Origin of the sequence: Acuticoccus yangtzensis, assembly GCF_001927245.1 — a bacterium.
Lineage (GTDB): Bacteria > Pseudomonadota > Alphaproteobacteria > Rhizobiales > Amorphaceae > Acuticoccus > Acuticoccus yangtzensis.
This window is the reverse complement of record NZ_MJUX01000007.1, coordinates 68,249-94,090: the sequence shown is the minus strand read 5'-3', so window position 1 is coordinate 94,090 and position 25,842 is coordinate 68,249. Positions and strand designations below refer to the sequence as shown.

General features: G+C 68.2%; 18 protein-coding genes. 9 read left to right on the top strand and 9 right to left on the bottom strand.

Features of this window, described 5'->3' with window-relative positions; all coding sequences use genetic code 11:
• Nucleotides 1-148: 148 nt before the first annotated feature.
• Nucleotides 149-682, top strand: coding sequence for a hypothetical protein (locus BIX52_RS16425; protein ID WP_075222187.1), 534 nt, complete (start codon nucleotides 149-151; stop codon nucleotides 680-682).
• Here the strand turns inward: BIX52_RS16425 and BIX52_RS16420 are convergent.
• On the bottom strand, nucleotides 675-1,505 hold the full coding sequence (locus BIX52_RS16420) for a nitroreductase family protein (protein ID WP_075222186.1): 831 nt from the start codon (nucleotides 1,503-1,505) through the stop codon (nucleotides 675-677). The genes BIX52_RS16425 and BIX52_RS16420 overlap by 8 nt on opposite strands.
• Nucleotides 1,506-1,781: 276 nt before the next feature.
• On the opposite strand from BIX52_RS16420, the gene BIX52_RS16415 reads away from it, so the two are divergent.
• The gene (locus tag BIX52_RS16415; RefSeq protein ID WP_075222185.1) at nucleotides 1,782-2,597 is read left to right on the top strand and encodes a pentapeptide repeat-containing protein; all 816 of its coding nucleotides are present in this window, start codon (nucleotides 1,782-1,784) and stop codon (nucleotides 2,595-2,597) included.
• A 64-nt stretch (nucleotides 2,598-2,661) separates the two neighbouring features.
• Here the strand turns inward: BIX52_RS16415 and BIX52_RS16410 are convergent, their stop codons facing one another.
• The gene (locus BIX52_RS16410; RefSeq protein WP_139312790.1) at nucleotides 2,662-3,507 is read right to left on the bottom strand and encodes a DUF6694 family lipoprotein; all 846 of its coding nucleotides are present in this window, start codon (nucleotides 3,505-3,507) and stop codon (nucleotides 2,662-2,664) included.
• Nucleotides 3,508-3,611: 104 nt separating this feature from the next.
• A complete protein-coding gene (ettA, locus tag BIX52_RS16405; RefSeq protein WP_075222334.1) occupies nucleotides 3,612-5,264 on the bottom strand; it encodes an energy-dependent translational throttle protein EttA in 1,653 nt (550 codons plus the stop codon).
• A gap of 302 nt (nucleotides 5,265-5,566) precedes the next feature.
• Here ettA and BIX52_RS16400 point away from each other — a divergent pair, with 302 nt between their 5' ends.
• Nucleotides 5,567-6,640 carry a sulfotransferase family protein gene (locus BIX52_RS16400; RefSeq protein ID WP_075222183.1) on the top strand — a complete coding sequence of 358 codons (1,074 nt, stop codon included), beginning with the start codon at nucleotides 5,567-5,569 and terminating at the stop codon, nucleotides 6,638-6,640.
• 249 nt (nucleotides 6,641-6,889) lie between these two features.
• On the opposite strand, the gene greA is transcribed toward BIX52_RS16400, so the two are convergent.
• From greA to BIX52_RS16380, 4 genes are all read right to left on the bottom strand, one after another.
• Nucleotides 6,890-7,363, bottom strand: a complete 474-nt coding sequence (greA, locus tag BIX52_RS16395; protein WP_075222333.1) for a transcription elongation factor GreA — start codon at nucleotides 7,361-7,363, stop codon at nucleotides 6,890-6,892.
• Nucleotides 7,364-7,470: 107 nt separating this feature from the next.
• Complete coding sequence (carB, locus tag BIX52_RS16390) at nucleotides 7,471-10,794, bottom strand: carbamoyl-phosphate synthase large subunit (RefSeq protein WP_075222182.1); 3,324 nt, start codon at nucleotides 10,792-10,794, stop codon at nucleotides 7,471-7,473.
• 104 nt (nucleotides 10,795-10,898) lie between these two features.
• Nucleotides 10,899-11,192, bottom strand: a complete 294-nt coding sequence (locus BIX52_RS16385) for a helix-turn-helix domain-containing protein (RefSeq protein ID WP_075222181.1) — start codon at nucleotides 11,190-11,192, stop codon at nucleotides 10,899-10,901.
• 138 nt (nucleotides 11,193-11,330) lie between these two features.
• A complete protein-coding gene (locus BIX52_RS16380; protein ID WP_075222180.1) occupies nucleotides 11,331-12,335 on the bottom strand; it encodes a GT-D fold domain-containing protein in 1,005 nt (334 codons plus the stop codon).
• A gap of 223 nt (nucleotides 12,336-12,558) precedes the next feature.
• On the opposite strand from BIX52_RS16380, the gene ypfJ reads away from it, so the two are divergent.
• The 5 genes from ypfJ (at nucleotide 12,559) to BIX52_RS16355 (ending at nucleotide 21,793) form a co-directional block, all read left to right on the top strand.
• Nucleotides 12,559-13,503 (top strand): KPN_02809 family neutral zinc metallopeptidase, encoded by a 945-nt coding sequence (gene ypfJ, locus BIX52_RS16375; RefSeq protein ID WP_075222179.1) that lies wholly within the window; start codon nucleotides 12,559-12,561, stop codon nucleotides 13,501-13,503.
• 142 nt (nucleotides 13,504-13,645) lie between these two features.
• Entirely contained in the window at nucleotides 13,646-15,655 is a 2,010-nt protein-coding gene (gene dnaG / locus BIX52_RS16370; RefSeq protein ID WP_075222178.1) for a DNA primase, read from the top strand.
• 221 nt (nucleotides 15,656-15,876) lie between these two features.
• Entirely contained in the window at nucleotides 15,877-17,883 is a 2,007-nt protein-coding gene (rpoD, locus tag BIX52_RS16365) for an RNA polymerase sigma factor RpoD (protein WP_075222177.1), read from the top strand.
• A gap of 1,103 nt (nucleotides 17,884-18,986) precedes the next feature.
• A complete protein-coding gene (locus BIX52_RS16360; protein ID WP_083660377.1) occupies nucleotides 18,987-20,459 on the top strand; it encodes an adenylate/guanylate cyclase domain-containing protein in 1,473 nt (490 codons plus the stop codon).
• A 95-nt stretch (nucleotides 20,460-20,554) separates the two neighbouring features.
• Nucleotides 20,555-21,793, top strand: coding sequence for an adenylate/guanylate cyclase domain-containing protein (locus tag BIX52_RS16355; protein WP_075222175.1), 1,239 nt, complete (start codon nucleotides 20,555-20,557; stop codon nucleotides 21,791-21,793).
• Between the two features lie 41 nt (nucleotides 21,794-21,834).
• Here BIX52_RS16355 and BIX52_RS16350 read toward each other — a convergent pair whose 3' ends face one another.
• Nucleotides 21,835-22,767: a DMT family transporter gene (locus BIX52_RS16350; protein ID WP_075222174.1), complete on the bottom strand. Its 933-nt coding sequence runs from the start codon at nucleotides 22,765-22,767 to the stop codon at nucleotides 21,835-21,837.
• Nucleotides 22,768-23,152: 385 nt separating this feature from the next.
• Between BIX52_RS16350 and BIX52_RS16345 the strand changes: the two genes are divergently transcribed.
• Complete coding sequence (locus tag BIX52_RS16345; RefSeq protein ID WP_075222173.1) at nucleotides 23,153-24,400, top strand: NAD(P)/FAD-dependent oxidoreductase; 1,248 nt, start codon at nucleotides 23,153-23,155, stop codon at nucleotides 24,398-24,400.
• A gap of 139 nt (nucleotides 24,401-24,539) precedes the next feature.
• On the opposite strand, the gene BIX52_RS16340 is transcribed toward BIX52_RS16345, so the two are convergent.
• On the bottom strand, nucleotides 24,540-25,802 hold the full coding sequence (locus BIX52_RS16340) for a glycosyltransferase family 4 protein (RefSeq protein ID WP_075222172.1): 1,263 nt from the start codon (nucleotides 25,800-25,802) through the stop codon (nucleotides 24,540-24,542).
• Nucleotides 25,803-25,842 lie beyond the last annotated feature (40 nt).

Here is a 25,842-nt window from a genome sequence, read left to right as displayed (position 1 = left end):
CCGGCCCGCGCACGGAACCCGCGCGGGTCCGTGCGCGCCGGCCGCCCTTCGCCCGATTTGATCTTCGGTGCCGGATCGGACATTCATCGCCCACAGATCCGAAGGGCCGGGATTTCCCGCGTCCGGCGATCCCAATGGAACAGGCGACATGACCTCACCTGACATCCGCCGAACGGGCAGAGCGCGGCGCACGGCCGCTTTCTGCACCGTGCTCGCCTTGGCCGCCGGCCTGCCCCTCGCGCCCTTCGCCGCCGCCGAAAACGGAACCGCCGAAGCCTGGCACGCCCTCGACGCGGGCGAGATGCGCGACCGTTTCGTCGGCTTCAAGATCGAGGGCGTCTACAACAACGGCGAGGCCTTCTCCGAGGAGCTGAAGGCCGACATGACGACCTTCTACCGCGATCAGAACTCCGAAACCCCCGGCGAGTACGAGCTGCGGGACGAATTCATCTGCTTCGCCTATCCGGTGCCGATCGACACCGGCTGCTTCCGCGTCTGGCAGCGCTCTGCCAACTGCTACGACATGTACATCGCCGAAGGGCAGGGCTTCCCCGCCGTCGGCTACTATCAGCGCATGGTCGGCATCGGCTGGGACTCGCGCTTCTGGCGCAGCGACGAGGAACCGACCTGCCCCGGCAACCAGCTCGCCGGACGGCCCGGAGGCGGCGCCGCCCTCACTTGAGGGCGAACCCCATCGCCCGCAGCGTCTCGGCCAGCGTGTGCCGACCGCTGAGCGATTGCGGACCCGCGACCCGGTCGGCGCTGTGCTTCGACCAGGCCGGCCGCTCCATCCCCTGGCTCTCGTAGAAGCGGGCCTGCGCCGCATCGTAGGCGGCCACGGCGGGCGGCACCGCGGCAGCGTCATAGGTCTCGCGGAAGAGGACGCCGGACTGGCCGAGCCGCGGCTTCACCGCCGCCGCACGCGCCGGATCGGGATGCCCCACGCACATGCCGAACACGGCCATCACCCGCGGCGGCAGGCCGAGGATCTCTGCCACCTCGCGCGGCTTGTTGCGCATCGCACCGATGTAGCAGATGCCGAGCCCCAGCGCCTCGGCGGCCAGCGCCGCGCTCTGTGCCGCCAGCGCCGCGTCGATCGCGCCGACGAGGAACATCTCCAGATAATCGGTCCCCTCGGCGGCGATGCCGTGCGTCTCGGCCGCGTCCCACAGGCGCGAAAGGTCGGCGAGCCACACCATCTGCAGCGGGGCCTGACTGACATAGGCCTGGGAGTTGGCGCACTTGGCCAGCGCATCGCGCCGCGCCTGATCCTCCACCGCGACGACGCTCCACGTCTGCAGGTTGGACGAGGTCGAAGCCGACTGCGCCGCCGCCACCATCGCCTCGACGGTCCCTTCGGGCACCGGCTCGGCGCTGAAGGCGCGCACTGAGCGATGGGAGAGGAGAAGGTCCGGCAGCGCGGCGAGCGGGGAGGGGACCGCCTGACCGCCATAACGTGCGGCAATCGGATCCTGCGCTGCGGTTGCGTCGATTCGTTGGTCCATCGTGGTTCCTTCACACACTCTCTCGGGCCGCACCGTCCGCACGGCCCGACGGGCTTGGTGCCGTGTCGATGACGCCGCGTCAAACCGGCGTGACATCAGCCGCAGCCGCCGCGCCCGTCACCACAGGCCGCCCCGCGAAATCGCCCGTTTGCCGGGGAGGCGGGCGAGCACAGCCTGGAGGGCGCCTCCCGTGCCTATCGTCACGCCCGTCTTGCGCCGTTGCTTCCGCCGAAAATGGCGCAATATGAAGAGCTGTCGAATTGAAGGAACACGGGCATGATCCGCGGAATGGTGCTGGCCAGTCTGATCGTCCTTGCCACCGGCGCGGCCGGCGCTGCGTCATCCCAGAAGATCCAGGAGGCCGGCGGCTGCCCCGACTGCCGTTTGGTTCTGGAAAGCCTGCGCGACCTGCGCATCGAGAACGCCAAATTCAAAGGCGCCAATCTGCGTGAGGCGGACCTGAAGGGCGCGGTTCTGCCGGGGGCCGACTTCGCGGGCGCATCGTTGCAGCGCACCGAGATGGAGAAGACCGACCTCACCGGTGCCAGCTTCAACAAGGCCTCGATGCGGGACGTCGATCTCGAAAAGGCGATGCTGCGCGGCGCCTCCTTCCGCGATGCCGACCTCAGAGACGCCGATCTTGAAACCGTAGACGCGTCGGAGGCCAGCTTCGAGAATGCGGACCTTCGCGGCATTTTGTTGCGCCGCGCGATGATCGTGGGGGCGGACTTCTCCGGCACCCAGCTCGGCAACGCCGATCTGGAGCGGGTGGACGCGCGCGGCGCCAACTTCAGCGACGCGACGATGGAACTCGTCGACCTTGACCGCGCCGATCTGCGTGGCGCCGATCTTTCCGGTGCGCATATGGAAGCGGCACGGCTCAGCAGCGCCAACCTCACCGGCGCCAACCTGTCGGGCGCCATGCTGGAGGGAGCGCTCCTTCGCCGCACCAACCTCTCGGGCGCCGACCTCAGCGACGTGCGCGGCCTGTCCGAAGACGGCCTCGCCCGCGCCTGCGGCGATGCGGCGACGAAGCTGCCGAGGGGCTATACGATCCGCCCCTGCACCGCCGACGATACGGCACCGGACTGAGCCGCCGCGCGGACCGGCGGAAGGGCGCTGCGCCGGACGGATCTCACCCCCGCGCGGCGCCGCGTCACCACTGCGCCGAGGTCAACGCATCGCGTTCGGCCGTCAACGCGGCGATCTGCTGGCGCATCTCGTCCAGCCGCTCCACCTCGGGTGGGACGAGGGGTGTGTCGTGCGCATCGCGCACGTTTATCAGCGACAGGGACAATTCGGCCTCGTCCATGTCGCGCAATTTCTCCTGCGACCAGGCCCCGAAAGCGCCCGCCATCAGCTTCAGCCGCTGGCTCTCCCCCGGCTCCAGCCCGCCCGGAAAGGTGTAGCTGAAGGTGCCGTTGGCCCACGGGATCTCGCGCCCCGGCGACTGCAGGTTGCCGAGCAGGACGATCCTCTTCACCGCGATCGGGCTGTTGTTGACGATCTCGAAGTCGATCACGGCCCGGTCCACCATGTCGTTCTGGCGCCAATAATAGCGCGGCGACCGGATGGTGAAGGCGGACAGGATCGTCGTCGCCGAGTTGGCGTAGCCGGCCCACTTCTCCACCTCGGAGTTGAGGCGGCCGAGTTCGCTGTCGAGGGAGTTCAGCTTGTAGTCGCGCGCCGCGGCGATGACCTCGTCGGCCGTCATCCCGTCCAGCTTGGGGCCGAGCCGTGCCACCAGCGCGTCGGGATTGCGCGCGAGGGCGGAGAACTTCTCCGCCGCGCCGATGGCGTCCGCCGCGCCGGACTGCGGGAAGCTGAGCGTGAAGAGAGCATCGCCGAAGGCCGCGCGCTCAGAGCCGGTGAGTTCGGCTTTAATCTGCGACACGCTGTCTTGAAAGGCGGCGCCGTCGCTCGCATCGACGGTGGATTCCGGCTCCGAACACCCCGAAAGCACCGCAGCCGCACCCAGCAGCAAAGAATAGGTAAGCTTCATTGGTTCGCCCCACTGGTCTATGGGTGAACCTTAGGTAGTGGTATGCTCAAGGTGCAATACTGTTTGCTTGCACCTTGAGGTTGTCCCCAGATGGTTGACGCCCGTTAACGGGTCAGGCGCTTATATTTCACCCGGCGCGGGACGATCGCATCCGGCCCCAGCCGGCGCTTCTTGTCTTCCTCATAGTCGGCGAAGTTACCCTCGAACCATTCGACATGGCTGTCGCCCTCGAAGGCCAGGATGTGAGTCGCCAGGCGGTCGAGGAAGAAGCGATCGTGGCTGATGACCACGGCGCAACCGGCGAAATCCTCCAGCGCGTCCTCGAGCGCGGCCAGCGTCTCAGTGTCGAGGTCGTTGGTCGGCTCGTCGAGCAGGATGACGTTGGCGCCGGACTTCAACATCTTGGCCAGATGCACGCGGTTGCGCTGACCGCCGGACAGGTTGCCGACCTTCTGCTGCTGATCCGCACCCTTGAAGTTGAAGGCGCCGACATAGGCGCGGCTCTGCATCTCGCGCTTGCCGAGCTCGATGATGTCGTTGCCGCCGGAGATCTCCTCCCACACCGTCTTGTTCGCGCCGAGGCTGTCGCGCGACTGGTCGACATAGCCGAGCTTCACCGTGTCGCCGATGTCGATCTCGCCTTCGTCGGGCGTCTCCTGACCGGTGATCATGCGGAAGAGGGTGGTCTTACCCGCACCGTTGGGGCCGATGATGCCGACGATCCCGCCCGGCGGAAGTGCGAAGTCCAGCCCGTCGATCAGCACGCGGTCGCCGTAGGACTTTTTCAGCCCCTTGGCCTCGATCACGTTGCCGCCGAGGCGCGGACCGGCCGGGATGATGATCTGCGCGTCCGAGGACTGGGTGCGCTCCTCGTTGCGCTTCAGAAGCTCGTCATAGGCCTGGATACGGGCCTTGGACTTGGTCTGACGCGCCTTGGGGCTCGACTGGATCCACTCGCGCTCACGCTCCAGCGCCCGCTTCTCGGCGGACGATTCGCGCTTCTCCTGCTCCATCCGCTTGGCCTTCTTCTCAAGGTAAGCGGTGTAGTTGCCCTCGTAGGGGATGCCCCGGCCGCGGTCGAGCTCCAGGATCCAGCCCGTCACGTTGTCGAGGAAGTAGCGGTCGTGGGTGACGATCAGGATCGCGCCCGGATATTCGCGCAGGTGGTTTTCGAGCCAGGCCACGGTCTCGGCGTCGAGGTGGTTGGTCGGCTCGTCGAGCAGGATGAGGTCCGGCTGGGCGAGGAGGAGGCGGCACAGCGCGACGCGGCGCTTCTCACCGCCCGACAGCTTGGAGACGTCCGCATCGTCCGGCGGGCAGCGCAGCGCGTCCATCGCCTGGTCGATCTGGCTGTCGAGGTCCCACAGGTTCTGGCTGTCGATCTCGTCCTGGAGCTTCGCCATCTCCTCGGCGGTCTCGTCCGAGTAGTCCATGGCGAGTTCGTTGTAGCGGTCCAGCTTGGCCTTCTTCTCGGCCACGCCTTCCATCACGTTCTCGCGGACGGACTTCGTCTCGTCGAGCTGCGGCTCCTGCGGCAGGTAGCCGACCTTCGCGCCGTCGGCGACCCACGCCTCGCCGTTCCATTCCTTGTCGACGCCCGCCATGATCTTCAAGAGCGTCGACTTACCCGAGCCGTTGGGGCCGAGAACGCCGATCTTGGCGTCCGGGTAGAACTGGAGGTGGATGTTGTCGAGGACCTTCTTATTACCGTAGGCCTTCGACAAGCCCTGCATATGGTAAATGAACTGCCGTGCCATGAGGGTGGCGATATCCTGCGCGATGGTGGAAAGGGAGGAGGAGCCCGTTGGGGCGCCCATTTCGTGCGTCTCTACACGCTTTTGGCGGCCGCGTTAATGCCCCTGCGGCGTGCTGCGACGGGCCCGGTGCGGGCGGGCGCGCGCCGCGTCCTCCGCGGTCCTCCCGCCGCTTCGGCGATTGTGGCAAACAAACCTAAAGACCGCCGCTGTTATGTCAAAGTTGACATATTACAGACTGAATAGTGTGACGGTACTGATGGCGAATCGATCACGCCATCGGGCAGTGGTTCCGGAGTATAGTGATGAGTACGCTTTTTGCCCCGGCGGCGCGTGAGAGCGTCGCACACGGGCGCGGTGCCGAACAAGCCCGCTTCGCCGGGGTCGCGGGTGCGGTGCCGATCCGGGTCGATAGGCCCGTCTTCGTCGCGGGTTACGTGCGGTCCGGTACGACCTTGCTGCGGCGCATGCTGAACGCCCACAGCAACCTCTTCGTGCCGCCCGAGTCGGACATGTTCGGCCGCATCTGGCCCCAGCTTCCGCCGACCGTGAGTGACCCCGCCGCCGTGGACGCTGTGATCGACTCCTTGCCCGACTATTATGGGCGGCTCTTCGATCTTGCCGCACTGAAGGCGCTGGTGCGCGCCCGCGTGCCATTCCGCCGTCCGGACTTCTTCGGCCTCGTCCACGCCTGCGCGGTGGATGCGCAGGGCAAGGCGGGGGCCCGCTGGGGCCATAAGAAGCCGCAGGAATGGCCGTTGGTGCCCATGTGGTTGCACGCGTTCCCCAAGGGGCAGGTGGTCCACATCCTGCGCAACCCCCACGACGTCATCGCCTCCGTCGGCTATTGGAACGAGCGCGGGACGGGGCTCCACTCGGTGCGCACGAGCCCGCAAATGTCGGCGTGGCATTGGCGCAAGTCCTTCCGCACGGTCAACGCGGCGGGCGCGGAGGCGGGGCCGAGCCGGTACTATTTGCTGCGCTATGTCGATCTCGTGGCCGATGCGCCGGGAGAACTTTCCGCGCTGTGCGCCTTCCTCGGTCTCGACGAGAGTGAGGTGGACGCGATGGTGAACTGGCACACCAAGGACGTGCGGGACGAGGTGCGCGACACCGGCGCGCATATGGAAAAGACCTTCAAGCCGATCAGCGCCGACAGCATCGGCCGCGCCAAGAGCGAGCTGGATCCGGGGTTGCTCGCCGATATCGACTATATCTGCGCGCGCGAGATGGACGCGCTCGGCTACGCCCCGGCCGCGCCCGCGCGGGTGTCGGCCTCGCGCGCGCTCTATCTCGACGCCTTCTGCAGTGCGATGGAGGCGGCCTATAGCGGCCGGCGAACCCTGAAAGACATCCGCGCGCGTCTGTCGGCGCACTGAACCGGGCTGGTGGCGCACTGAACCGGGCTGGCGCGGCGACGGCGCCGGATCACATTCGCCAGCCGGGGACGACCGGTACGAGACGAATTGACGAAAAAGGCCGGCCGCAGTCCGCGGCCGGCCTTTTTCGTGTTCGGTCTGTCGTAACGTCGGTTCGTCAACGCCCAGGGAAGCGCGAAGCCGTGTATGCCGCGCGGGACGAGGCCGGCATAAACGCCAGCAGCATGTCCCGCAGCGGCCGGGCGGGGCTCAGCCCCACTGCACCTGCGTGATCTCATAGGCGCGCGCACCACCCGGTGCGGACACCTCCACCGAATCGCCGACCTGCTTGCCGATCAGCGCGCGGGCGATCGGCGACGAAATCGAAATGCGCCCCGCCTTCACGTCAGCCTCGACGTCGCCCACGATCTGGTACTTTTTTTCCTGCTCGGTGTCCTCGTCCACCAGGGTGACGAAGGCGCCGAACTTGACGGTGGCGCCGGAGAGCTTCTTCACGTCGATCACCTCGGCGCGGGACAGCATGTCCTCGAGCTCGGTGATGCGGCCTTCATTGTGGCTCTGCGCCTCTTTGGCGGCATGGTACTCGGCATTCTCGGAGAGGTCCCCGTGAGCGCGCGCCTCGGAGATGTCCTGAATGATTTTCGGACGATCCTCCGATGTACGGCGCTTCAGCTCGGTCTCCAACGACGCATAGCCCTGCGCCGTCATTGGGATCTTTTCCATCGTCATTCGAACTTTCTTCGTAACGCCGCCCGCGAGCGTGGGCGAAGTGTGCCAGTTTCCAACAGACTGTGACGAAAATGCAAGTGCGGAAGCGTGCCCGCCGGACGTCAGCCGTCCGATTGAGCCGTTACGTAGGATTGCATCGGACGGACCTCAAGCTCCTGGCGACCTTGAAGCGCGATCCCCTCCGCCGCCGCAAGCGCGCCTGCGAGCGTCGTATAATAGGGCACGCGGTGGGAAAGTGCAGCCCGGCGCATGGATTTGGAATCGTTCACCGACTGCGGCCCTTCCGCCGTGTTCAGAACGAGCTGCACCGAGCCGTTCTTGATCGCGTCGACGATGTGCGGACGGCCTTCGGACACCTTGTTGATGCGCTCGCACGCGATCCCGCTGGATTCCAGGTCGCGCTGTGTGCCCGACGTCGCAACCAGCGTGAAGCCTGCCTCCGACAGCCGCTTGGCGGCGCCGCGGATGGCCGATTTGTCCGAATCGCGCACCGACACGAAGACGCGGCCCTGGGAGGGGAGGGCGTTGCCGGCTGCCATCTGGCTCTTCACGAACGCCGCGGGGAAGGACGCGTCGATCCCCATCACCTCGCCCGTCGACTTCATTTCCGGGCCGAGCACCGTGTCGACCTCGGGGAAGCGCGCGAACGGGAACACCGCTTCCTTCACCGCCACATGGTCGAGCGGCTTGGAGACGAGGTTGAAGGTGGACAGCCGCTCACCCGCCATCACGCGCGCCGCGATCTTGGCGATCGGCACGCCGATGGTCTTCGCCACGAAGGGCACCGTGCGCGAGGCACGCGGGTTGACCTCGAGGATGTAGATCTGCCCGCCCTTCACGGCGAACTGCACGTTCATCAGGCCGACCACGCCGAGCGCCAGCGCCAAAGCGGACGTCTGCGCCTTCAACTGCTCGACGATGTGGTCGGGCAGGGTGCGCGGCGGCAGCGAGCAGGCCGAATCGCCGGAGTGGATGCCCGCTTCCTCGATGTGCTCCATCACGCCGCAGACGAACACGTCCTCACCGTCCGAAAGCGCGTCCACGTCCACCTCGACCGCGCGGTCGAGGTACTTGTCGAACAGGATCGGGTTCTTGCCGAGCAGCATGTTGATCTGCCCGGTCTTGTCGTTCGGATACTTGGAGCGGATGTGCGGCGGCACCAGCCCGGACAGGACGTTGAAGATGTAGTTGTCCAGCCCGTCTTCGTCGCGCAGCACCTCCATCGCCCGGCCGCCCAGAACGTAGGACGGACGCACCACAAGCGGCATTCCGACGTCCGATGCGATCAGGCGCGCCTGCTCGACCGAGTGGGCGATGCCGTTCTCCGGCTGCTTCAGGCGCAGACGGTGCAGGAGCTTCTGGAACCGGTCGCGGTCCTCGGCGAGGTCGATCGCGTCGACAGGGGTGCCGAGGATGGTGTGGCCGGCGTCGACCAGACCCTGGGCGAGGCCGAGCGGCGTCTGCCCGCCGAACTGGACGATGACGCCCATCAGCCGGCCGGCCGACTTCTCGACCGCCAGGATTTCGAGAACGTCCTCCAGCGACAGCGGCTCGAAATAGAGGCGGTCGGAGGTGTCGAAGTCGGTCGAGACGGTTTCCGGGTTGCAGTTGACCATCACCGTTTCGACGCCCGCTTCGGTGAGCGCGTAGCAGGCGTGGCAGCAGCAATAGTCGAACTCGATGCCCTGGCCGATGCGGTTCGGACCGCCGCCGAGGATGACCACCTTGTTGCGGTTCGACGGCGCCGCCTCGTTCTGCGGCACACCGGCGAACTCGGACTCGTAGGTCGAGTACATGTAGGCCGTCGGCGCCGCGAACTCGGCCGCGCAGGTGTCGATGCGCTTGAACACGGGGCGCACGCCGAGCCGCTCGCGGTGGGCGCGGACCTGATCGTCGGTCATCCCGGCGAGGGTGGCGAGGCGCTGGTCGGAGAAGCCGGCGGCCTTCAGGCGGCGCATCTGACCCGACGTCAGCGGCAGGCCGTGCTTGCGCACCTTCTCCTCGAGCTGAACGATGCCCTCGATCTGCTCCAGGAACCACTTGTCGATCTTGCTGTAGTCGTAGACCTGATCGACGCTGAAGCCGCGCCGCATGGCCTCGGCCACCTTGAGGAGACGGCCCGGCCGCGGCACGCCGATGCCGGCGCGGATCGCCTGATTCTCCTCGCCCGGAACCATGCCCTCGAAGTCGGTATCGTCGAAGCCGGAGAGGCCGGTTTCGAGGCCGCGCAGCGCCTTCTGCATGGCCTCCTGGAAGGTGCGGCCGATCGCCATCACCTCGCCCACGGAGCGCATGGAGGTGGTCAGTACCGTGTTGGCGCCGGGGAATTTCTCGAACGTGAAGCGCGGGACCTTCACCACCACGTAGTCGATCGTCGGCTCGAACGAAGCCGGCATCGCGCCCTTGGTGATGTCGTTGGCGAGCTCGTCCAGCGTGTAGCCGACGGCGAGCTTGGCGGCGACGCGGGCGATGGGGAAGCCCGTCGCCTTCGAGGCCAGCGCCGATGAGCGGGACACGCGCGGATTCATCTCGATGACGACCATGCGGCCGTCCTCGGGGTTCACCGCGAACTGGACGTTGGACCCGCCCGTCTCGACGCCGATCTTGCGCAGAACCGCGATCGAGGCGGTCCGCATGCGCTGATATTCCTTGTCGGTCAGCGTCAGCGCCGGGGCGACGGTGATGGAATCGCCGGTGTGGACGCCCATCGGGTCGACGTTTTCGATGGAGCAGATGATGATGGCATTGTCCGCCTTGTCGCGGACGACCTCCATCTCGAACTCCTTCCAGCCGAGCACCGATTCTTCGATCAGCACTTCGGTCGTCGGCGAAGCGTCCAGACCGCGCTCGACGATGTCGATGAACTCTTCGCGGTTATAGGCGATTCCGCCGCCGGTGCCGGCGAGGGTGAAGGACGGCCGGATGATGGCGGGCAGGCCCACCACGTCGAGCGCGGCGAAGGCTTCGGCGAGAGAGTGGGCGATCTCCGAGCGCGGCGATTCCAGGCCGATCTCGGTCATCGCCGTCTTGAACTTGTCGCGGTCCTCGGCGGTGTCGATGGCGACCGCGTTGGCGCCGATCATCTCGACGCCGTACTTTTCGAGGACGCCGCTCTCGTAAAGGGCGAGGGCGCAGTTCAGCGCCGTCTGTCCGCCCATCGTCGGCAAGAGCGCGTCGGGGCGCTCCTTGGCGATGATCTTCTCGACGATCGCGGGGGTGATCGGTTCGATATAGGTGGCGTCGGCGAGCTCGGGGTCCGTCATGATCGTCGCCGGGTTGGAGTTCACCAGGACGACGCGGAACCCTTCCTCTTTAAGCGCTTTCACCGCTTGCGTGCCCGAATAGTCGAACTCGCAGGCCTGACCGATCACGATCGGTCCGGCGCCAATGATAAGGATGGTGGAAAGGTCGGTGCGTTTCGGCATGGGGAACCGGCGACAGCTTTCAGACTGTGGGTGGCGGGAAGTCGGCCCGCTATAAAGCCTTCGCTCGCCGTGCGCAAAGACTCAGACGTCGATGTGGGGACGGATTAATCGTCCTCGTCGTCGTCAGGGTCGAAATTCTGGCCGTCGGGGTCGCCCGAAAGGGGGCCGCCGGGGGCGCTCATCGACCACTCGACCGTGTGGCCGTCATACTCTTCGACGCCGCAGGCGATGGCGTAGCAGGCAAGGCGCACGGTCTTGGGAATCTCGACGGTTTTGCCGTCCCGGTCGCCGCGTTCGTAATATTGTATCATGCGCCGTTTCAGGCCCAGGCGATCCGCCAGCTCCTTCTGTTTCCATTTGTTGGCCTTCCGCCAGGCACGGAATTGTTCGGGCGTCATCCGGTCGGATCCTGCAAACCATATCGGCACGCGCATTGTCGCACGGCGGGTGTGCGCCCGCCGCTGGAAAAATGCGCACTCATTGCGTCAGATCTAGCCAGCAAGTGCCGCCGGCGCCAGCACAATTCGGTTCGGCTCTTATTCGGCGGCTGTGTCGCAGCTATGCGCTGATGCGCAGGAGCCGAGGGCGGCGAGCTGGGCGCCGATCAGGAGCGCCGGCGGCACCTCGCCGCGCTCGCCATCCATCCCCATGAAATAGAGGGGCATGATGCCGGGGCGCGACATCACCCCGCCCCACACGTCGAACGCCGAGCCGATGTCGAGGGCAATGCCGCCGCGCTCGGCGACGTGGTGGCAGGCCAATTTACCGAGAACGCCCGCGCCGACGAGCCAGACCTCGCCCGGTGACACAGAGCCGATTCGCGCAGGGACGCGCTCCATCGCCGCCAGCCAGTCCGCCGGGTCAGCCCCTGCGGCCGCCGCCTTGGCGTAGATGTCGGGGATATCGACGATGCGGGTCGGACCGGGCGGCACGGCCGCGGCGCGGAAGGCGGCGATGGTGGCGGCCACGTCGCCGCGGCAGGTGACGAGGCCGAGCGCGGGCGCGTCGCGCACGAGACGGGCGAGAGCGCCGGACATGAGTAGCTTGAGGTGGATCCAGGCGAGCGTCGGACGGCCGGACAGACGCGGCGCGATGCGCACGAACTGGTGCGCCATCTGGCTGAGGCGGAACGCCGCGTTATAGTTCAAGTTGCTCTTGTAGCCAGGAAATGGCCGGTCCCTCACCGCGAAGGCCGCCCGATATTTCGCCATGAAATCCGGTGAGGCGAGGGCGAAATCCTCCGGCGCGAGGCGGAGGATCGCCGCCTCCGGGCGCAGGCCGACGATGCTCGCCGCCGCGAACGCTTCCTCGAGCGCCGCGGCGATCTCGCCCGCGCGCTCGGCCGAGCAGGCGGGGCCGAAATGGTTGAGGCGCATTTTCGCGAACTGGGGATCGAACGGGTCGCGCTGGCCGAGCGCCATGCCCTCACCGTCCCCCATTCGGACGAGCGAGAGGGGGGACCGCTCCCTCAATGCATGGTTGATCAACTTCTCGACGGCAGGCGGGCGCAACAAGTCGTCGTCGTGGAAAATCGGATTCATGTAAAATATCTCGATGTTGTAGCGGTCCGCCCAACGACGGCCTCGACCGATCATAAGGCGAGCGCGCAACAAGCGGAACCGCCGACGAAGCGACGTGCCGCCGCGGACGCGACCAGGCGTTGTGCGGCGGGGCGGAATGAGGAACTTTCCGCACTGTGGCGCGTAACAGAGTTGCGCCGCCGGGCCTGATGCCCGCGGCCGGAAACGAGGGGGCGGGGGCTTCATGCGCTGGGAAAATCGCCGGCAGAGCGACAATTTCGAGGATCGGCGCGGCAGCGGCGGCATCTTCCGTCCGGCGGGACTGCCGCGGGGCGGGCGCATCCGCATCCCGCGCGGCGGAAGCTCCGGCGGCATGAAGCGGGCGGGCGGCGGCTCCATCATCCTCTTCGTCGTCGTCGCGGCCCTCCTCTGGGCGGTCGCCGGCATCAACCCGCTGCAACTCATCGAAATCCTGGCGGGCGGCGGAGGAGGCGGAACCGTCACCACCCAGCAGCAGGCCCCCCGCACGCCCGAGCAGCAGGCCGCGGACGACGAGACGGTCGGCTTCGTGCGCGTGGTGCTGGCGGAGACCGAGGACACCTGGGGCCGCATCTTCCAGAACGCCAGCGCGACCTACGATCCGCCGACGCTCGTCACCTATTCGGGCGCGACGCCGACGGGATGCGGCTTCGGCTCCGCGGCGGCCGGGCCCTTCTATTGCCCCAACGACCGCAAGATCTACGTCGACCTCTCCTTTTTTGACATGCTGGCCCAGCGCTTTCAGGCGCCCGGCGACTTCGCCCAGGCCTACGTGCTCGCCCACGAGGTCGGCCACCATGTGCAGAACGAGACCGGCACCCTCGGCCGCTATCACCAGGCCCGGCAACGTCTGTCGGAGGGGGAGGCCAACGCGCTCTCCGTGCGGGTGGAGCTTCAGGCGGACTGCTATGCCGGCATCTGGGCGCACTCGGCCGGCAATCTCGGCCTGTTGGAAGAGGGTGACATTCAGGAGGCGATGGACGCCGCCTCCGCGGTGGGGGACGACACCATGCAGCGCCGGTCGCAGGGCTATGTGGTGCCCGAGAGCTTCAACCACGGCACGTCGGAGCAGCGCATGAGGTGGTTCCAGAGCGGCTACCGCTCCGGCGACCCGGCCGACTGCGACACGCTGGAGGGCACCGGCCTCTGATGCGGAGCCCCGCCTGAAGGCAGGTCCGCCGCATGCCGCCGTGCGCCCTCTGCCGAACAGCGGGGACGGGTGTGGGAAACCGTTGCCGCAACGGCTCGTTCAGAAACGGAGCGTGATATTGTCCGGCCCTGGAGGGGGACGGATGCGCTTCTCACAAGACTTTCTGGCGGGCCTGCGCGAGCGGGTGCCCCTGTCCGCGATCGTCGGCAAGGCGGTGACCTGGGACCGGCGCAAGTCGCAGCCCGGCCGCGGCGACTTCTGGGCCTGCTGCCCGTTCCACCAGGAGAAGTCGCCGTCCTTCCACGTCGACGACCGCAAGGGCTTCTACCACTGCTTCGGCTGTCACGAGTCGGGCGACCACATCACCTTCATGACCTCGCACGGCGGGATGGACTTCCTCGACGCGGTGAAGGCGATGGCCGAGGAGGCGGGCGTTTCGCTGCCCGAGACCAGCCGCGAGGAGCCGCGCGAGATGAAGCGGCGCCGCGTGGAGCGGGGCGCGCTGGAGGCCGCCGCCGCGCTTTATACGCAGACGCTGTGGGGGATGAGCGGCCAGGACGCGGTGCGCTACGCCACCGGCCGCGGTTTCGCCGAGGACACCTTGCGCGCCTTCGATTTCGGCCTCGCCCCCTCGGTGCGCGGCGCGGTGACGCGGGCGCTCACGGGGGAGGGCATCAGCGAGGCCGAGCTGGAGCGCACCGGCCTCGCGACGCGGCGGGACGGGCGCATGGTGGACCGCTTCGTCGGCCGCCTGATGGTGCCGATCCACGATCCGCGCGGCAAGATCGTCGGCTTCGGCGGCCGCTCGCTGGACGGGCGGGATCCGAAGTACCTCAACTCGCCGCAGACGCCGCTGTTCGACAAATCGAAGCTCCTGTTCAACGCCCACCGGGCGCGGGGGCCGGCTCATCGCCGCAACCGCCTCTTCATCGTGGAGGGCTATTTCGACGCCATTGCGCTCGCCCAGGCCGGGATCGGCGAGGTGGTCGCCTCCTGCGGCACGGCGCTCACGGAGGATCAGATCGGCCTCGCCTGGGCGATGGCGGACGAGCCCATCCTCACATTCGACGGCGACAAGGCCGGGCGGATGGCGGCGCAGCGGGTGATCGACCGCGTTCTGCCGCTGCTCTCCGGCGGGCGTTCGGTGCAGTTCCTCCATCTGCCGAACGGGCAGGACCCGGACGATCTCATCCAGGAAGGCGGGCGCGAGGCGTTCGAGGCGCTGGCCGCACGGGCGGTGCCTCTGGTCGACGCGCTGTTCGCCCGCGAGGCGGAGAAGGGCGCCGACACGCCCGAGCGTCTCGCCGCGCTGGACGACCGGCTCGAGGCTCTGGTGGCGACGATCCGCGACGAGAGGGTGGCGCGCAACTACCGCGATGCACTGCGCGAGCGCGCATGGGACCTGCGCCGCCAGCAGCGGGCCGAGCGTCCGCGTGCCGGCGGCTCCCGGTACGGCCAGGGGCAGCGCCCAGGCGCAGCGCAAGGGGCCGGCCACGGCGGTGGGCGCGGCGCAAAGGCTGGCGGCTGGCAGGGCGGCGCGGGGCAGGGGGCACCGCGGCTGACTGCGCCGCCGGCCATGCCCATCGCCGCACCCGCCAGCGTCGACCGTGCGCTTCTGGATCTCGAGCGGATCGCGTTGGGCCTGATGATCCTGCGGCCCCGCCTGATCGAGGATTTTGCCGAAAAGCTGGACCCGGCCGCCTTCGTCAACGAGGCCCACGGCGGTTTTGCCTCTTTGCTGAGCGAGACCTTCGCCACACATCTGCCGGAGACGGCGGCGGAGCTGATCGCGGCGCTGCCGCCCCAGGGGCAGATGTGCCTCGCCGAAGTGTGGGGCGATCCCGAGGCCGAGGTCGGACCCCGTCTGCTCCAGCGCTTCGCCATCCTGGAGTGCGAGCCGGGTGACGAATTTTTGGCGCGGTGCATGAAGTTATTCGTCGGCCGCCTGGCGCTGCGCAGCGAAATGGAAGAGCTGAAGGCCGAGCCCGAGCGGTTCGTCGCGGACCGAAGCGACGACGAGCGCTTGATTCGTCTGACCGTTGCAATGCATGAACACCAAACGCTTCTGCAAAATGCCGAGCGTGAACTGGCGGACGAGGCGGCGACGTTGCGGCGAAAACGAGCGGGAGGCGGAACCAAATCGTCTGGTTAATCGTTCACTTGATCCGCCTGCGTCCCTTGCAGGTCAGGGGCGGCGCGTTATCTAGGAAGCACGGTGGTGCTGGCACGAGCGCCCGAACGCGCACGCGCGCCACCATGCCTGATCTGAATGCGCTCGATCTTGACATGATTTGCGTTTGATCGGCAGAGCGAGTTCTTTGGAACGATGCGCACACACCTGCGTGTGCGTAACATCCGACTGTTGGAGGCCCGATGGCGACGAAGGCGAGCGCGGCAGAGCAAAAGGATCCGCAGACCGAGGCTTCCGATGGACCGCTCCTCGACCTCAACGACGCGGCCGTCAAGAAGCTCATCCGCACGGCTAAGCGCCGCGGCTATGTTACCCACGACGAACTGAACGAGGTCCTTCCGTCCGAGGAAGTCACCTCCGAACAGATCGAAGACACCATGGCGATGCTCAACGATATGGGCATCAACGTTGTGGAAAGCGGGGAAGAAGCCGAGGAAGAGGATAAAAGCGACTCCGACGATGGTGAGAGCCGCGAGCTGACCGGCGCCACCACCGCGAAGGCCGTCACGACCCGCTCCGGCCGCGAGCCGTCCGAGCGGACGGACGATCCCGTGCGCATGTATCTGCGCGAGATGGGTTCGGTCGAGCTGTTGTCGCGCGAAGGCGAAATCGCCATCGCCAAGCGCATCGAGGCCGGCCGCAACTTCATGATCGCCGGGCTTTGCGAGAGCCCGCTGACCTTCCAGGCCATCATCATCTGGCGGGACGAGCTGGTCGAAGGCAAAGTCCTCCTGCGCGACATCATCGACCTCGAGGCGACCTACGCCGATCCCGAAGGCAAAGCGCACCTCGCCGAAGTGTCGGTCGACAGCGCGACGCCGAAGGACGGCCCGAACGCCTCCAACGTGATCCCGATCGGCCGTCCCGGCGGGCCCCAGGCCGAAGAAGAGAACGAGGACGACGACGAGTTCGAGTCCTCCCTCTCCCTCGCGGCGATGGAGAACGAGCTGAAGCCGAAGGTTCTCGAAACCTTCGAGGCGATCGCCGACAATTATAAGAAGCTGCGCAAGCTGCAGGAGCAGAACGTCGAAGCTCAGCAGGGCGAGAGCGAGGCGCTCTCCTCCGCCCAGCAGAAGCGCTACAAGAAGCTGCGCGAGGACATCGAGGTCGCGGTGAAGAGCATCCTGCTCAACCCGCAGCGGATCGAGAGCCTGGTCGAGCAGCTCTACGACATCAACAAGCGCCTGATGGCGTGCGAGGCGCGCCTCATGCGCATCGCCGATTCCTACGGCGTGAACCGGGCCGACTTCCTGCAGCACTATCAGGGCTACGAGCTCGATCCCAACTGGGTCGAGCGCGTCTCCGGTCTGCCGGGCAAGGGCTGGAAGCAGTTCGTCAGCCACGAGGTCGAGGTCATCCACGGCCTGCGGGCGGAGATCCAGGAGATCGCGCAGACGGCCGGGCTCGAGATCACCGAGTTCCGCACCCTCGTCCAGAAGGTGCAGAAGGGCGAGCGCGAAGCCCGCCGCGCCAAGAAGGAGATGGTGGAGGCCAACCTGCGCCTCGTCATCTCCATCGCCAAGAAGTACACGAACCGCGGCCTGCAGTTCCTGGACCTCATCCAGGAAGGCAACATCGGCTTGATGAAGGCGGTCGACAAGTTCGAGTACCGCCGTGGCTACAAGTTCTCGACCTACGCGACGTGGTGGATCCGTCAGGCCATCACCCGCTCGATCGCCGATCAGGCGCGGACCATCCGCATCCCGGTCCACATGATCGAGACGATCAACAAGATCGTGCGGACCTCGCGCCAGATGCTGCACGAGATCGGCCGCGAGCCGACCCCGGAGGAGCTGGCCGAGAAGCTCGCCATGCCGCTCGAAAAGGTCCGCAAGGTCCTGAAGATCGCCAAGGAGCCGATCTCCCTCGAAACGCCGATCGGCGACGAGGAGGACAGCCACCTCGGCGACTTCATCGAGGACAAGAACGCGATCCTGCCGATCGACGCGGCGATCCAGTCCAACCTGCGCGAGACGACGACGCGGGTGCTGGCCTCGCTCACCCCGCGTGAGGAGCGAGTGCTGCGCATGCGCTTCGGCATCGGCATGAACACCGACCACACGCTGGAAGAGGTCGGCCAGCAGTTCTCGGTGACCCGCGAGCGTATCCGCCAGATCGAGGCGAAGGCGCTGCGCAAGCTGAAGCACCCCTCGCGCTCCCGCAAGCTGCGCTCGTTCCTGGACAGCTGAGCCCCCGGTCAGCGGGGCGGTGCAACAACCGGCCCGCCCCTCGGCCGCGCGACTGAGCGACCGCGTTCCGCCGCCGTGCGCGATAGAGGGGAGGGCCCCTCTGGCTGTGCGGGTACGAGCCCCAGCCCAGCAAGCCGTGCGACTGCGGGATCGCGTCCGCCGCGGGACGTGCGCCGAACGGAGATCACGCTTGGCTATGCGGGTACAACGATGCCCCGCCGGCCGTGCGACCGAGAGAGGGCGTCCCCGGTGCCGTGTGCCGCAGAGGGGACAGGCGCTCCAGTGTGCGGATGAGAGACCGCGCCACATGCACCTTGTTATTGAGCGACCAAGCCCCTCAGTCGAGGCTGCTCCGGCTCCACGCCCGACCTGGCCGCGTCTGGGCGGCTGCGCCCGCGCGGGACCGGCAATTTTTAAGGTCGCGCGGTCGCCGAACCGTCGATGTCCAAGCAAGGTCGCTTGAGCTGTTAACCTATGAGCCCGTGGCCAGGGGACACTGTAACCCGATCGGCTGCTGGCAGCGCGGCTCCCTTGCGCCCCGCGAGAAGGCGCGACCATTCGGGGCGCGACCGCGAATGCGTTGTCCAGCGGTTCGCGCGTCCGCAAAGGCCGCGACCCTGTGGAGCGCTTTCCCAAGAATGCCGCGGGAAGCGTCCTTGAAAGGACGTAGCCTCGCGGGTCGCTCGTCATTGAAATGCCGCCGCCGCTGTGGCCGCCCGGCGGCATCTTCGTCACCGTGGCGGGCTCGCCCGGCACATCCCGGCGACGCCGTCACGCGCGGAGGGTGCCTCACGCGAAGCGCGTCGCGAGAGGCGGGTCCGCGAAGGGGCCGCCCGGATACCCCGCCGGATGGCGCCTACCGCAATCTCCCCGGCCACCCCACTCGATCCGCCATCGCCCGCCGCGATATTCGGACGCGGCCGGGGTGCTGCCGCAGCGCGTGCCGCCGCGGTTCAGGTGCGCCGGGCCCCACCCGAAGGGTCGCCGAACCCGTGTCGCAGGGGGCCAGGATGAGCCTTCCGCCTTGGCGAGACGCGCGGTGCGCTATAACGCCATCGTCACCTTGCATGTTGTGAGGGCCCGAGCGCCCTAGATCCAGGTCCATGATGCGGGCGAGTTCGAGCGATAAGAGTGCCGGCGACGACGAGCCCGGCGGGCGCCCCTTGCGGCGCTTGGGAGCGGCGTGGCGCTGGCACAATATCGTGCGCGTCGCCCGCAGCGTCGTGGCGAGCTTCCGCACCAGCGAGTTCGCGCTCTCCGAGCTGGAGCTCTACCGCCTGCGCCGGGCCGAGCGGCGCGGCCTTCAGCTCTACATCGCCTGCCGCAGCGCACTCTTCGCCGTGGCGCTCGCCTGGTACGCCGGTTCGGCCCTCGCCTCGGGCATGAAGGTGATGCCCTTCGGCGTCATCATGCTGGTCGCCCTGTCGGCGCTCGGCATCGTCTACTACCGGGCCGTGCGCGGGCGGTTCCAGCCGTCCCTCGTCTGCTATGCGATCGTCATCGTCGACGTGGCGGCGCTGTGCGCACTGTTTGCCTTCATCCCCGTGGTGCGGGGCGCGGACGTGCCGCAGATCTACGCCTTCCGCAACTCCAACGTGCTGATCCTTCTCCCGCTGGTGGCGTTGGCGACGCTCACCCTCTCGCCCCGTCTCGTCCTGTGGAGCGGGCTTTGCGCCGTCACCGGGTGGATCGGCGCCTATGTCTACGTGGTGGCGGGGATGGACCATTGGGTGTCATGGTCGGCGCTGCCGGCCGCGCCCGACCGCGCCCAATACGAGGCGGTGATCCTGGCGCCGGACTTCATCGCCCGCGGCAGCCGCATGACGGAGGCGATCCTCGCCCTCCTCATCACCATCGTTCTGGCGATCACCGTGGCGCGGGCGCGGCGCGTCTTCTACGCCCAGGTGGCCGCCGAGGCGCAGCGCGAGCGCGAACGCGCCGCCCGCGCGGAGGTGCGCGACAGGCTCGGCCGCTTCGTCCCCGCCGCCATCGCCGACCGCATCATCAGCGAGCCCTCCGCCTTGGAGCCGCGCGTGCGTCATGCCGCTGCGCTCTTCATGGACATCACCGGCTTCAGCACCTATGCCCACAGCCGCGATCCGGGCGAGGTCATCGCCGCGCTCAACGCCTTTCTGGCCCTGTGCGCGGACGAGGTGGCGCGGGAAGGCGGTGTCGTCATCAGCTTTACCGGCGACGGCCTGCTCGCCACCTTCAACACACCGCTCGACATCGACACGCCCGAGCGCGCGGCACTTGAAACCGGACGAACCCTCCTTGCATGCGGACGCACCCATGGGTTTCATGTACGGGTCGGGATCGCGGCGGGGGACGTCGCATCGGGCAGCGTCGGCTCGGCCGAGCGGCAGGCCTTCACCGTCTATGGTGACACGGTGAACCGCGCCGCACGGCTGGAGGAATTGGCCAAGCTGCTCGGCGTTCCTCTGCTGGCGGATGCGGCGTGTGCGAGTGCGGTCCCGGAATTGGAGCCGCACGGAGCGCACAACTTGCGCGGTGTGGGAGAGGCCGTGCCCGTGTGGCGGGACCGGGCAAGCCCACCGGCCGATGGGCAGGCCTAAAGCGTAGGCAGCGGGGTTGTTCCGGCCCTCGGAACAGCCATCTGCACGCGGTGCTTCGTTGAAGATGCGGTGCTTCGTTGAAGGAGAGGCGGACTGTGACACGTGCCGAGAGCGCAGCGCTCGCAATCGATCGGTGGCTTCTCGGCGAAGCCATGGGGCTGGAGCTCACCGCCATCATCAGCGGTCTCGCCTTCCGCCTGCGCGCGAGCGGCCTTCAGGCTGACCGGCTGTCGATTTCGTTCGGGCTGCTCAATCCGTCCGTGCTGGCGGGCGGTGTGATCTGGCGGCCCGATCAGGAGCTGGAATTCGCCAAATATGCCTACATCAACCGCAACAGCGGCGTTTATGAGCGCAGCCCCTTCAAGGTCGCCAACGACACGGGCCGCTGGGTCGACCTCGACCTCGACGCGACGCCCGACGAAGCGTTCGGTGTCGTTCCGGAACTGAAGGCCGAGGGGCTGAAGCACTATATCGTCATCCCCCTCCGCGCAGAGGCGGGACGCACGATGCACGTCACCGTGGCCACCAAGGCGCCGGACGGATTCTCGCCGGAGGCCCGCGCGATGCTGAACGACATCATGCTGGCGCTGCGGGCGACGATCGAGCTGAAATCCCTGAACATCATCCTCGGCGACGTGTTGTCGGCCTATGTCGGCAAGACGCCCGCGCGGCAGATCGTCAGCGGCACCGTCCACCGGGGCGAGACGCGGGAGGTCCGCGCGGCGATCCTGGTGGCCGATCTCAGGGGGTTCACCTCCATCTCCACCCAGCTCCCGCCGGAGACCACGGCGGAGGTGATCAACCGCTATTATGACGTCGTCGTCCCGCCGATCGAGCGGCACGGTGGCGAGGTGCTGAAGTTCATCGGCGATGCGGTGCTCGCCGTCTTCCCGAGCGAGAAGGGCGGCGACGAGATGGCGGTGATGGCCGCGCTCGATGCCGCGCGCGAGGCGCTGTCCACCAAGGTGGACCCCTTCGAGCGGGATGGGGTGAAGGCGCCGATCACCTTCGGCGTCGCGATCCATCTGGGCGAAGCGGCGTATGGAAATGTCGGCTCCGGCAACCGGCTGGACTTCACCGTCATCGGCCGCGACGTGAACGTGGCGGCGCGCATCGCCTCGCTGTGCAGCCGCCTGGGGCGCGACTATCTGGTGTCCGACGAGGTGGCCGAGATCGGCCGCCGCCACGGCCGGTCGATGAAATATGCCGGTGCCCACGAGGTGCGCGGCCTCAACGGTCCGGTCCCGGTCTACGTGCCGGATGTGGAGATCCTCCACCCCGAATGCGACGACGGCGTTTCCATGGGGCTGACGTTGGTGCCCTCCACCGCGTGACTTCCGTCCGCCGCGTCACCGGGCGCGGCCCGTCCGGCCCCTCAGCGGGGCGGCATTGAGGCCGAGGTCTCGTCCACCGGCGGCGTCGCCATCGTGCGGCCGCCTCGTCCCCGGCGCACGTTCAGGATCGTCAGCGTCGCGGCGAGAATGATGGCGGTGCCGACGAAGGTCCACACCGTCGGTGCCTCTCCGAACAGCACGAAACCGGCGAAGGCCGCGGCGGGTACGCGGATGAAGTCGATCGGCGTGACCACGGTCATCTCGCCATATTTGAGGGCGAGGGACGCCATCATCTGCCCCATCGAGCCGCAGACCGCCATGAGGCCGAGCCAGGCGAACTGAGCGGCGGTGGGTGTCTGCCACCACATCAGCGCGGGGATGATGAGGATGAGGGTGGAGAAGCCGGAGAAGTAGAAGAGGATCCGTGACACCGGCTCGGTGCTGGTCAGGCGCTTGTTGTAGACGAGGGCGAGGCTGGACGATGCCGCTCCCGCCAGGGCGATGAGCATGCCGTGGTGAATGCCGGTCTGCGGCTGGACGATGACGAGGACGCCGCCGAAACCTGTGAAGGTGGCGATGCCGCCCAGCCATCCGATCACCTCTCCGAAGGCGAAGAAGGACGTCAGCATCGACCAGATCGGGCGGGTGAAGGAGAGGGCGGTGGCGTCGGCCAGCGGCAGGACGGTGACGGCGTAGAAGGTGGCCGACATCATGCCGAGGCCGAAGACGGAGCGCAGCGCGTGGGTGCCGACCCGCCGGGTTCCAAGCACCGCGAGGTCGGGGCCGCGTCCGCCGCGCGGCCATGTGAGCACGGTGGCGGCGATGACCGTCATCAGCACCATTCTGAAGAACAGGATCATGGTCACCGGCAATCCTGCGCCGAGGTGTTTGACGATGGAGCCCTGCGCGGTGAGGACGAGGGCGCTGGCGAGCATCCACAGCGCGCCCTTGACGTTGGAGCCGAGTGTCATCATGCGGCGGCCGATGCGGTGGGGAGAGGCGGGCGGCGGCCGGCGCGGCGGCGAGCGCGCGGGAGGGGCGAGCGGAACACGGCGGGATCCTTGAGGGGCAGAGCGGCCGGGGCGGGCCGCGAAGGCTGGCGCGGACGGTGCTGGGCCGTGGGCGCGGTGGAACCATAGGAGCGCGGCGCTTTGCATGCAATCGGCAAGCGCGGTGCAGGCGGGCGAAGCGACCGACGCGCCACCGGACCACGATCCGGCGACGCGGCCCTTGCGGCGGGCGCGCAGCCTGTTCCCTCACCCGGCCATGGTGGACCCTGCGCACTTCTGGTGTAGGGGAGGCGGCAAGGACAGCAGCGTCGCCGGACCGGCAGCGGCGCCACCGCGACCGGAGACGGGAATGGAAAACAGATCGGTCGCCGTGATCGGCGGCGGTATTGTCGGCCTGTGCACGGCCTATCACCTCGCCCGGCTGGGCGCGCGGGTCAGCGTCTTCGACCGCACCTTCGGCCTGGACGGCGCGTCGAGCGGAAACGCCGGGTCGATCTCGTCCGGATCGGTGCTACCCGTCGCCTACCGCGGCATGGCGCGCGACATCCCCAAGATGCTGTTCGACCCCTCCGGCCCCTTGCGCGTCACCATGGGCGGCATGGTGCGGCACGCCGCCTGGCTCGCCCGCTTCCTGCGCGAGAGCAGCGAGGCACGCATCCGCGCCTCGGCCGAACTGCAGGTGCAACTCGTGCCGAAGAGTCTGGCCGCACATACGGCGCTGCTGGAGGCGATCGGCTCCACCGACCTCATCCGCACCACAGGCCAGCTCCACCTCTATCCCGACGCTGCGGCGCGGGCCAAGGACGCCTTCGGCTGGGCGCTGCGGCGCGAGCACGGCGTGGTGGCCCACGATCTCGACCGGGCCGGGGTGCTTCAGATCGAGCCGTCGATCGGCCCGGCTTATCAGGCCGGCGTCTTCCTGCCGGATCAGGGGATGATCGTCGACCCCGGCGGATATGTCGGGCGTATGCAGAGCGTTCTGCGCCAGGCGGCCGCGGCGCTCGTCACCGGCGAGGTGCGTGGCGTGACGCCGGCGGCGGACGGTGGCGTCAGCGTCGAGACGGCGGACGGGGTGCATGCATTCGGCGAGGCGGTGATCGCAGCGGGCGCCTGGTCGGGACCACTGGTGAAGCGGCTGGGTCTGTCCATACCGCTCGCCAACCAGCGCGGCTTCCACGTGCAATTTCCGCACAGCGGGGTGGAGCTTCAGCGCGTCGTGGTGATCGCCGACCGCAAGGTGTTCGTCACGCCGATGACCGGCGGGCTGAGGGCGGCAGGCACGGTGGAGATCACGCCGCTCGGCAGCCCGGTCGACATGCGCCGCGCGGCGGCCCTGGTCGACCACGTGAAGAGGGTGTGGCCTGAGGCGGCGACGGAGCCGCACACGGCCTGGTCGGGCGAGCGGCCGTGCCTTCCGGACACGGTGCCGGTGATGGGACGGGCGCCCGGCCACCCGAACGTTTGGCTGAACTTCGGCCACGGCCACCTCGGCATGACCTTGTCGGCGGTGTGCGGCGAGGCGATCGCCCAGTTGATGGCGGCGGGCGAGCCGAACGCCATCGTGCGCCTGTTCGGACCGGAGCGCTTCGGCAACTGACGCCGCGAGCGCCGCCGCCGCCGTCCGCCCGCTGCCCTCGCGGGCGCGTCCTCCGTCCGCCGTCCGCCATCGCATCGGCTGAGCGCGGCGCCCGCGGCGGGCCGGAGGGACAACGGCGTCCGTCAGCGCGCGGCGGCCCTCACCGCGGCGCAAGGGTGGTGCCGGCCGTTGGCGGTGTGGTCGCACGGGGCGGCACCTGCGGCGGTGCGGCGCCCGCGATGCACACCGCGAGACGGTACAAGAGCGCCGGGGGCACAGGGGTACGGCGCCGCGCCATCGCCATCTCGGCGGCCGCCAGGATGCCGTCCGCGAACCGGTGCGGCCCCCACGCGGCGATCGAGGCGCGGGCGTTGGCGCAAATCACCGCGCGGTCGGCCCCCTCCATCCGCGCGAGGGCAGCGGCGACGGAGCCCACGTCCGGCGCCGTGACGTGCCCGTTGACGCCGTCGATGATCAACTCCGCCGCCGCGCCCGCGCGGACCGAGGCGATCACCGGACAACCCGCGGCCATCGCCTCGTTGACGACGAGACCCCACTGCTCGGCGGTGGACGGCAGCACCAACGCCCCGGCGGCAGCGTAAAGCCCGGGGAGGGCATCGTAGGCGGCGAAGGGGCGGATCTCGACCGCCTCGCCCGTCTCCGACGCCGCTTCGGCGATCGCCCCGCTCTCCGGTCCGTCGCCGACGATGACGAGGCGCCAGGGCGTGCGCCCCTCCGCCCGCGCGGCGCGTGCATACACCCCGTGGGCGGTGACCAGGGCGGTGAGGTTCTTCTTGCGGACGAAGCGGGCGAGGGCGAGGAAGGCGGGCGCATCTGCTCCAGGCCCGGCCCGCGCCGCGGCGGCGCCCGCAGCGAAATGGGCGTTGTCCACCACGTCCAATCCGAGTGCGATGCGGCGTCGCGGCAGGCCGAGCGCTGCGAGATAGTCGGCATGGGTGCGGCCGGCGGCCAAGCCTGCGTCGGCGAAGGAGACGACGGCGCGTTTCACCATCTCGGCCAGGAGCCGCCGCGGCGCGTCGATCGCCTGGCTGTCGGACATCAGAACGCGGCCGACGGCTGCACCGCCGCGCGTGCGCGCCCGGCTGGTGAGGGCGAGCGCGACGAGGCTGAACGGATAGCCCCAGCCCGGCACCGCGACGGTATCCGGCCCGAAGCCCGCGAGCGCGGCCTCCATGCGCGCCTTCAGCAACGCGATGTCGGCCGCCTCCGCCTCGGTGGCGAAGAGCGTGGTGCGGGCGAAGTCGCCGCCGTGCCCCTCGTGGCGCGCCCAGGCGTAGGTGGCGTCGGCGGCGCAAAGCTCCACGCACATCACCTCCGCCCGTTCGGCGAGCGCCGAAAGCCGCGCCCGGTGATAGGCGCCGATCCGCTCGACCAGCACCGCGATCCGCGGCCGCCCGGTCATGGTCTCATCTTCGTGTCGGCCACGAGCACATCCCTTCGGG

Bases quoted from the DNA above. Each gene is read 5' to 3' on its own strand.
- BIX52_RS16345 (WP_075222173.1), top strand. From the start codon at position 23,153: ATGGAAAACAGATCGGTCGCCGTGATCGGCGGCGGTATTGTCGGCCTG.
- BIX52_RS16415 (WP_075222185.1), top strand. From the start codon at position 1,782: ATGATCCGCGGAATGGTGCTGGCCAGTCTGATCGTCCTTGCCACCGGC.
- BIX52_RS16340 (WP_075222172.1), bottom strand. From the start codon at position 25,802: ATGACCGGGCGGCCGCGGATCGCGGTGCTGGTCGAGCGGATCGGCGCC.
- dnaG (WP_075222178.1), top strand. From the start codon at position 13,646: ATGCGCTTCTCACAAGACTTTCTGGCGGGCCTGCGCGAGCGGGTGCCC.
- BIX52_RS16410 (WP_139312790.1), bottom strand. From the start codon at position 3,507: ATGAAGCTTACCTATTCTTTGCTGCTGGGTGCGGCTGCGGTGCTTTCG.
- rpoD (WP_075222177.1), top strand. From the start codon at position 15,877: ATGGCGACGAAGGCGAGCGCGGCAGAGCAAAAGGATCCGCAGACCGAG.
- greA (WP_075222333.1), bottom strand. From the start codon at position 7,363: ATGGAAAAGATCCCAATGACGGCGCAGGGCTATGCGTCGTTGGAGACC.
- BIX52_RS16400 (WP_075222183.1), top strand. From the start codon at position 5,567: ATGAGTACGCTTTTTGCCCCGGCGGCGCGTGAGAGCGTCGCACACGGG.
- ettA (WP_075222334.1), bottom strand. From the start codon at position 5,264: ATGGCACGGCAGTTCATTTACCATATGCAGGGCTTGTCGAAGGCCTAC.
- BIX52_RS16360 (WP_083660377.1), top strand. From the start codon at position 18,987: ATGATGCGGGCGAGTTCGAGCGATAAGAGTGCCGGCGACGACGAGCCC.
- BIX52_RS16350 (WP_075222174.1), bottom strand. From the start codon at position 22,767: ATGATGACACTCGGCTCCAACGTCAAGGGCGCGCTGTGGATGCTCGCC.
- BIX52_RS16380 (WP_075222180.1), bottom strand. From the start codon at position 12,335: ATGAATCCGATTTTCCACGACGACGACTTGTTGCGCCCGCCTGCCGTC.
- BIX52_RS16420 (WP_075222186.1), bottom strand. From the start codon at position 1,505: ATGGACCAACGAATCGACGCAACCGCAGCGCAGGATCCGATTGCCGCA.
- BIX52_RS16385 (WP_075222181.1), bottom strand. From the start codon at position 11,192: ATGACGCCCGAACAATTCCGTGCCTGGCGGAAGGCCAACAAATGGAAA.
- carB (WP_075222182.1), bottom strand. From the start codon at position 10,794: ATGCCGAAACGCACCGACCTTTCCACCATCCTTATCATTGGCGCCGGA.
- ypfJ (WP_075222179.1), top strand. From the start codon at position 12,559: ATGCGCTGGGAAAATCGCCGGCAGAGCGACAATTTCGAGGATCGGCGC.
- BIX52_RS16425 (WP_075222187.1), top strand. From the start codon at position 149: ATGACCTCACCTGACATCCGCCGAACGGGCAGAGCGCGGCGCACGGCC.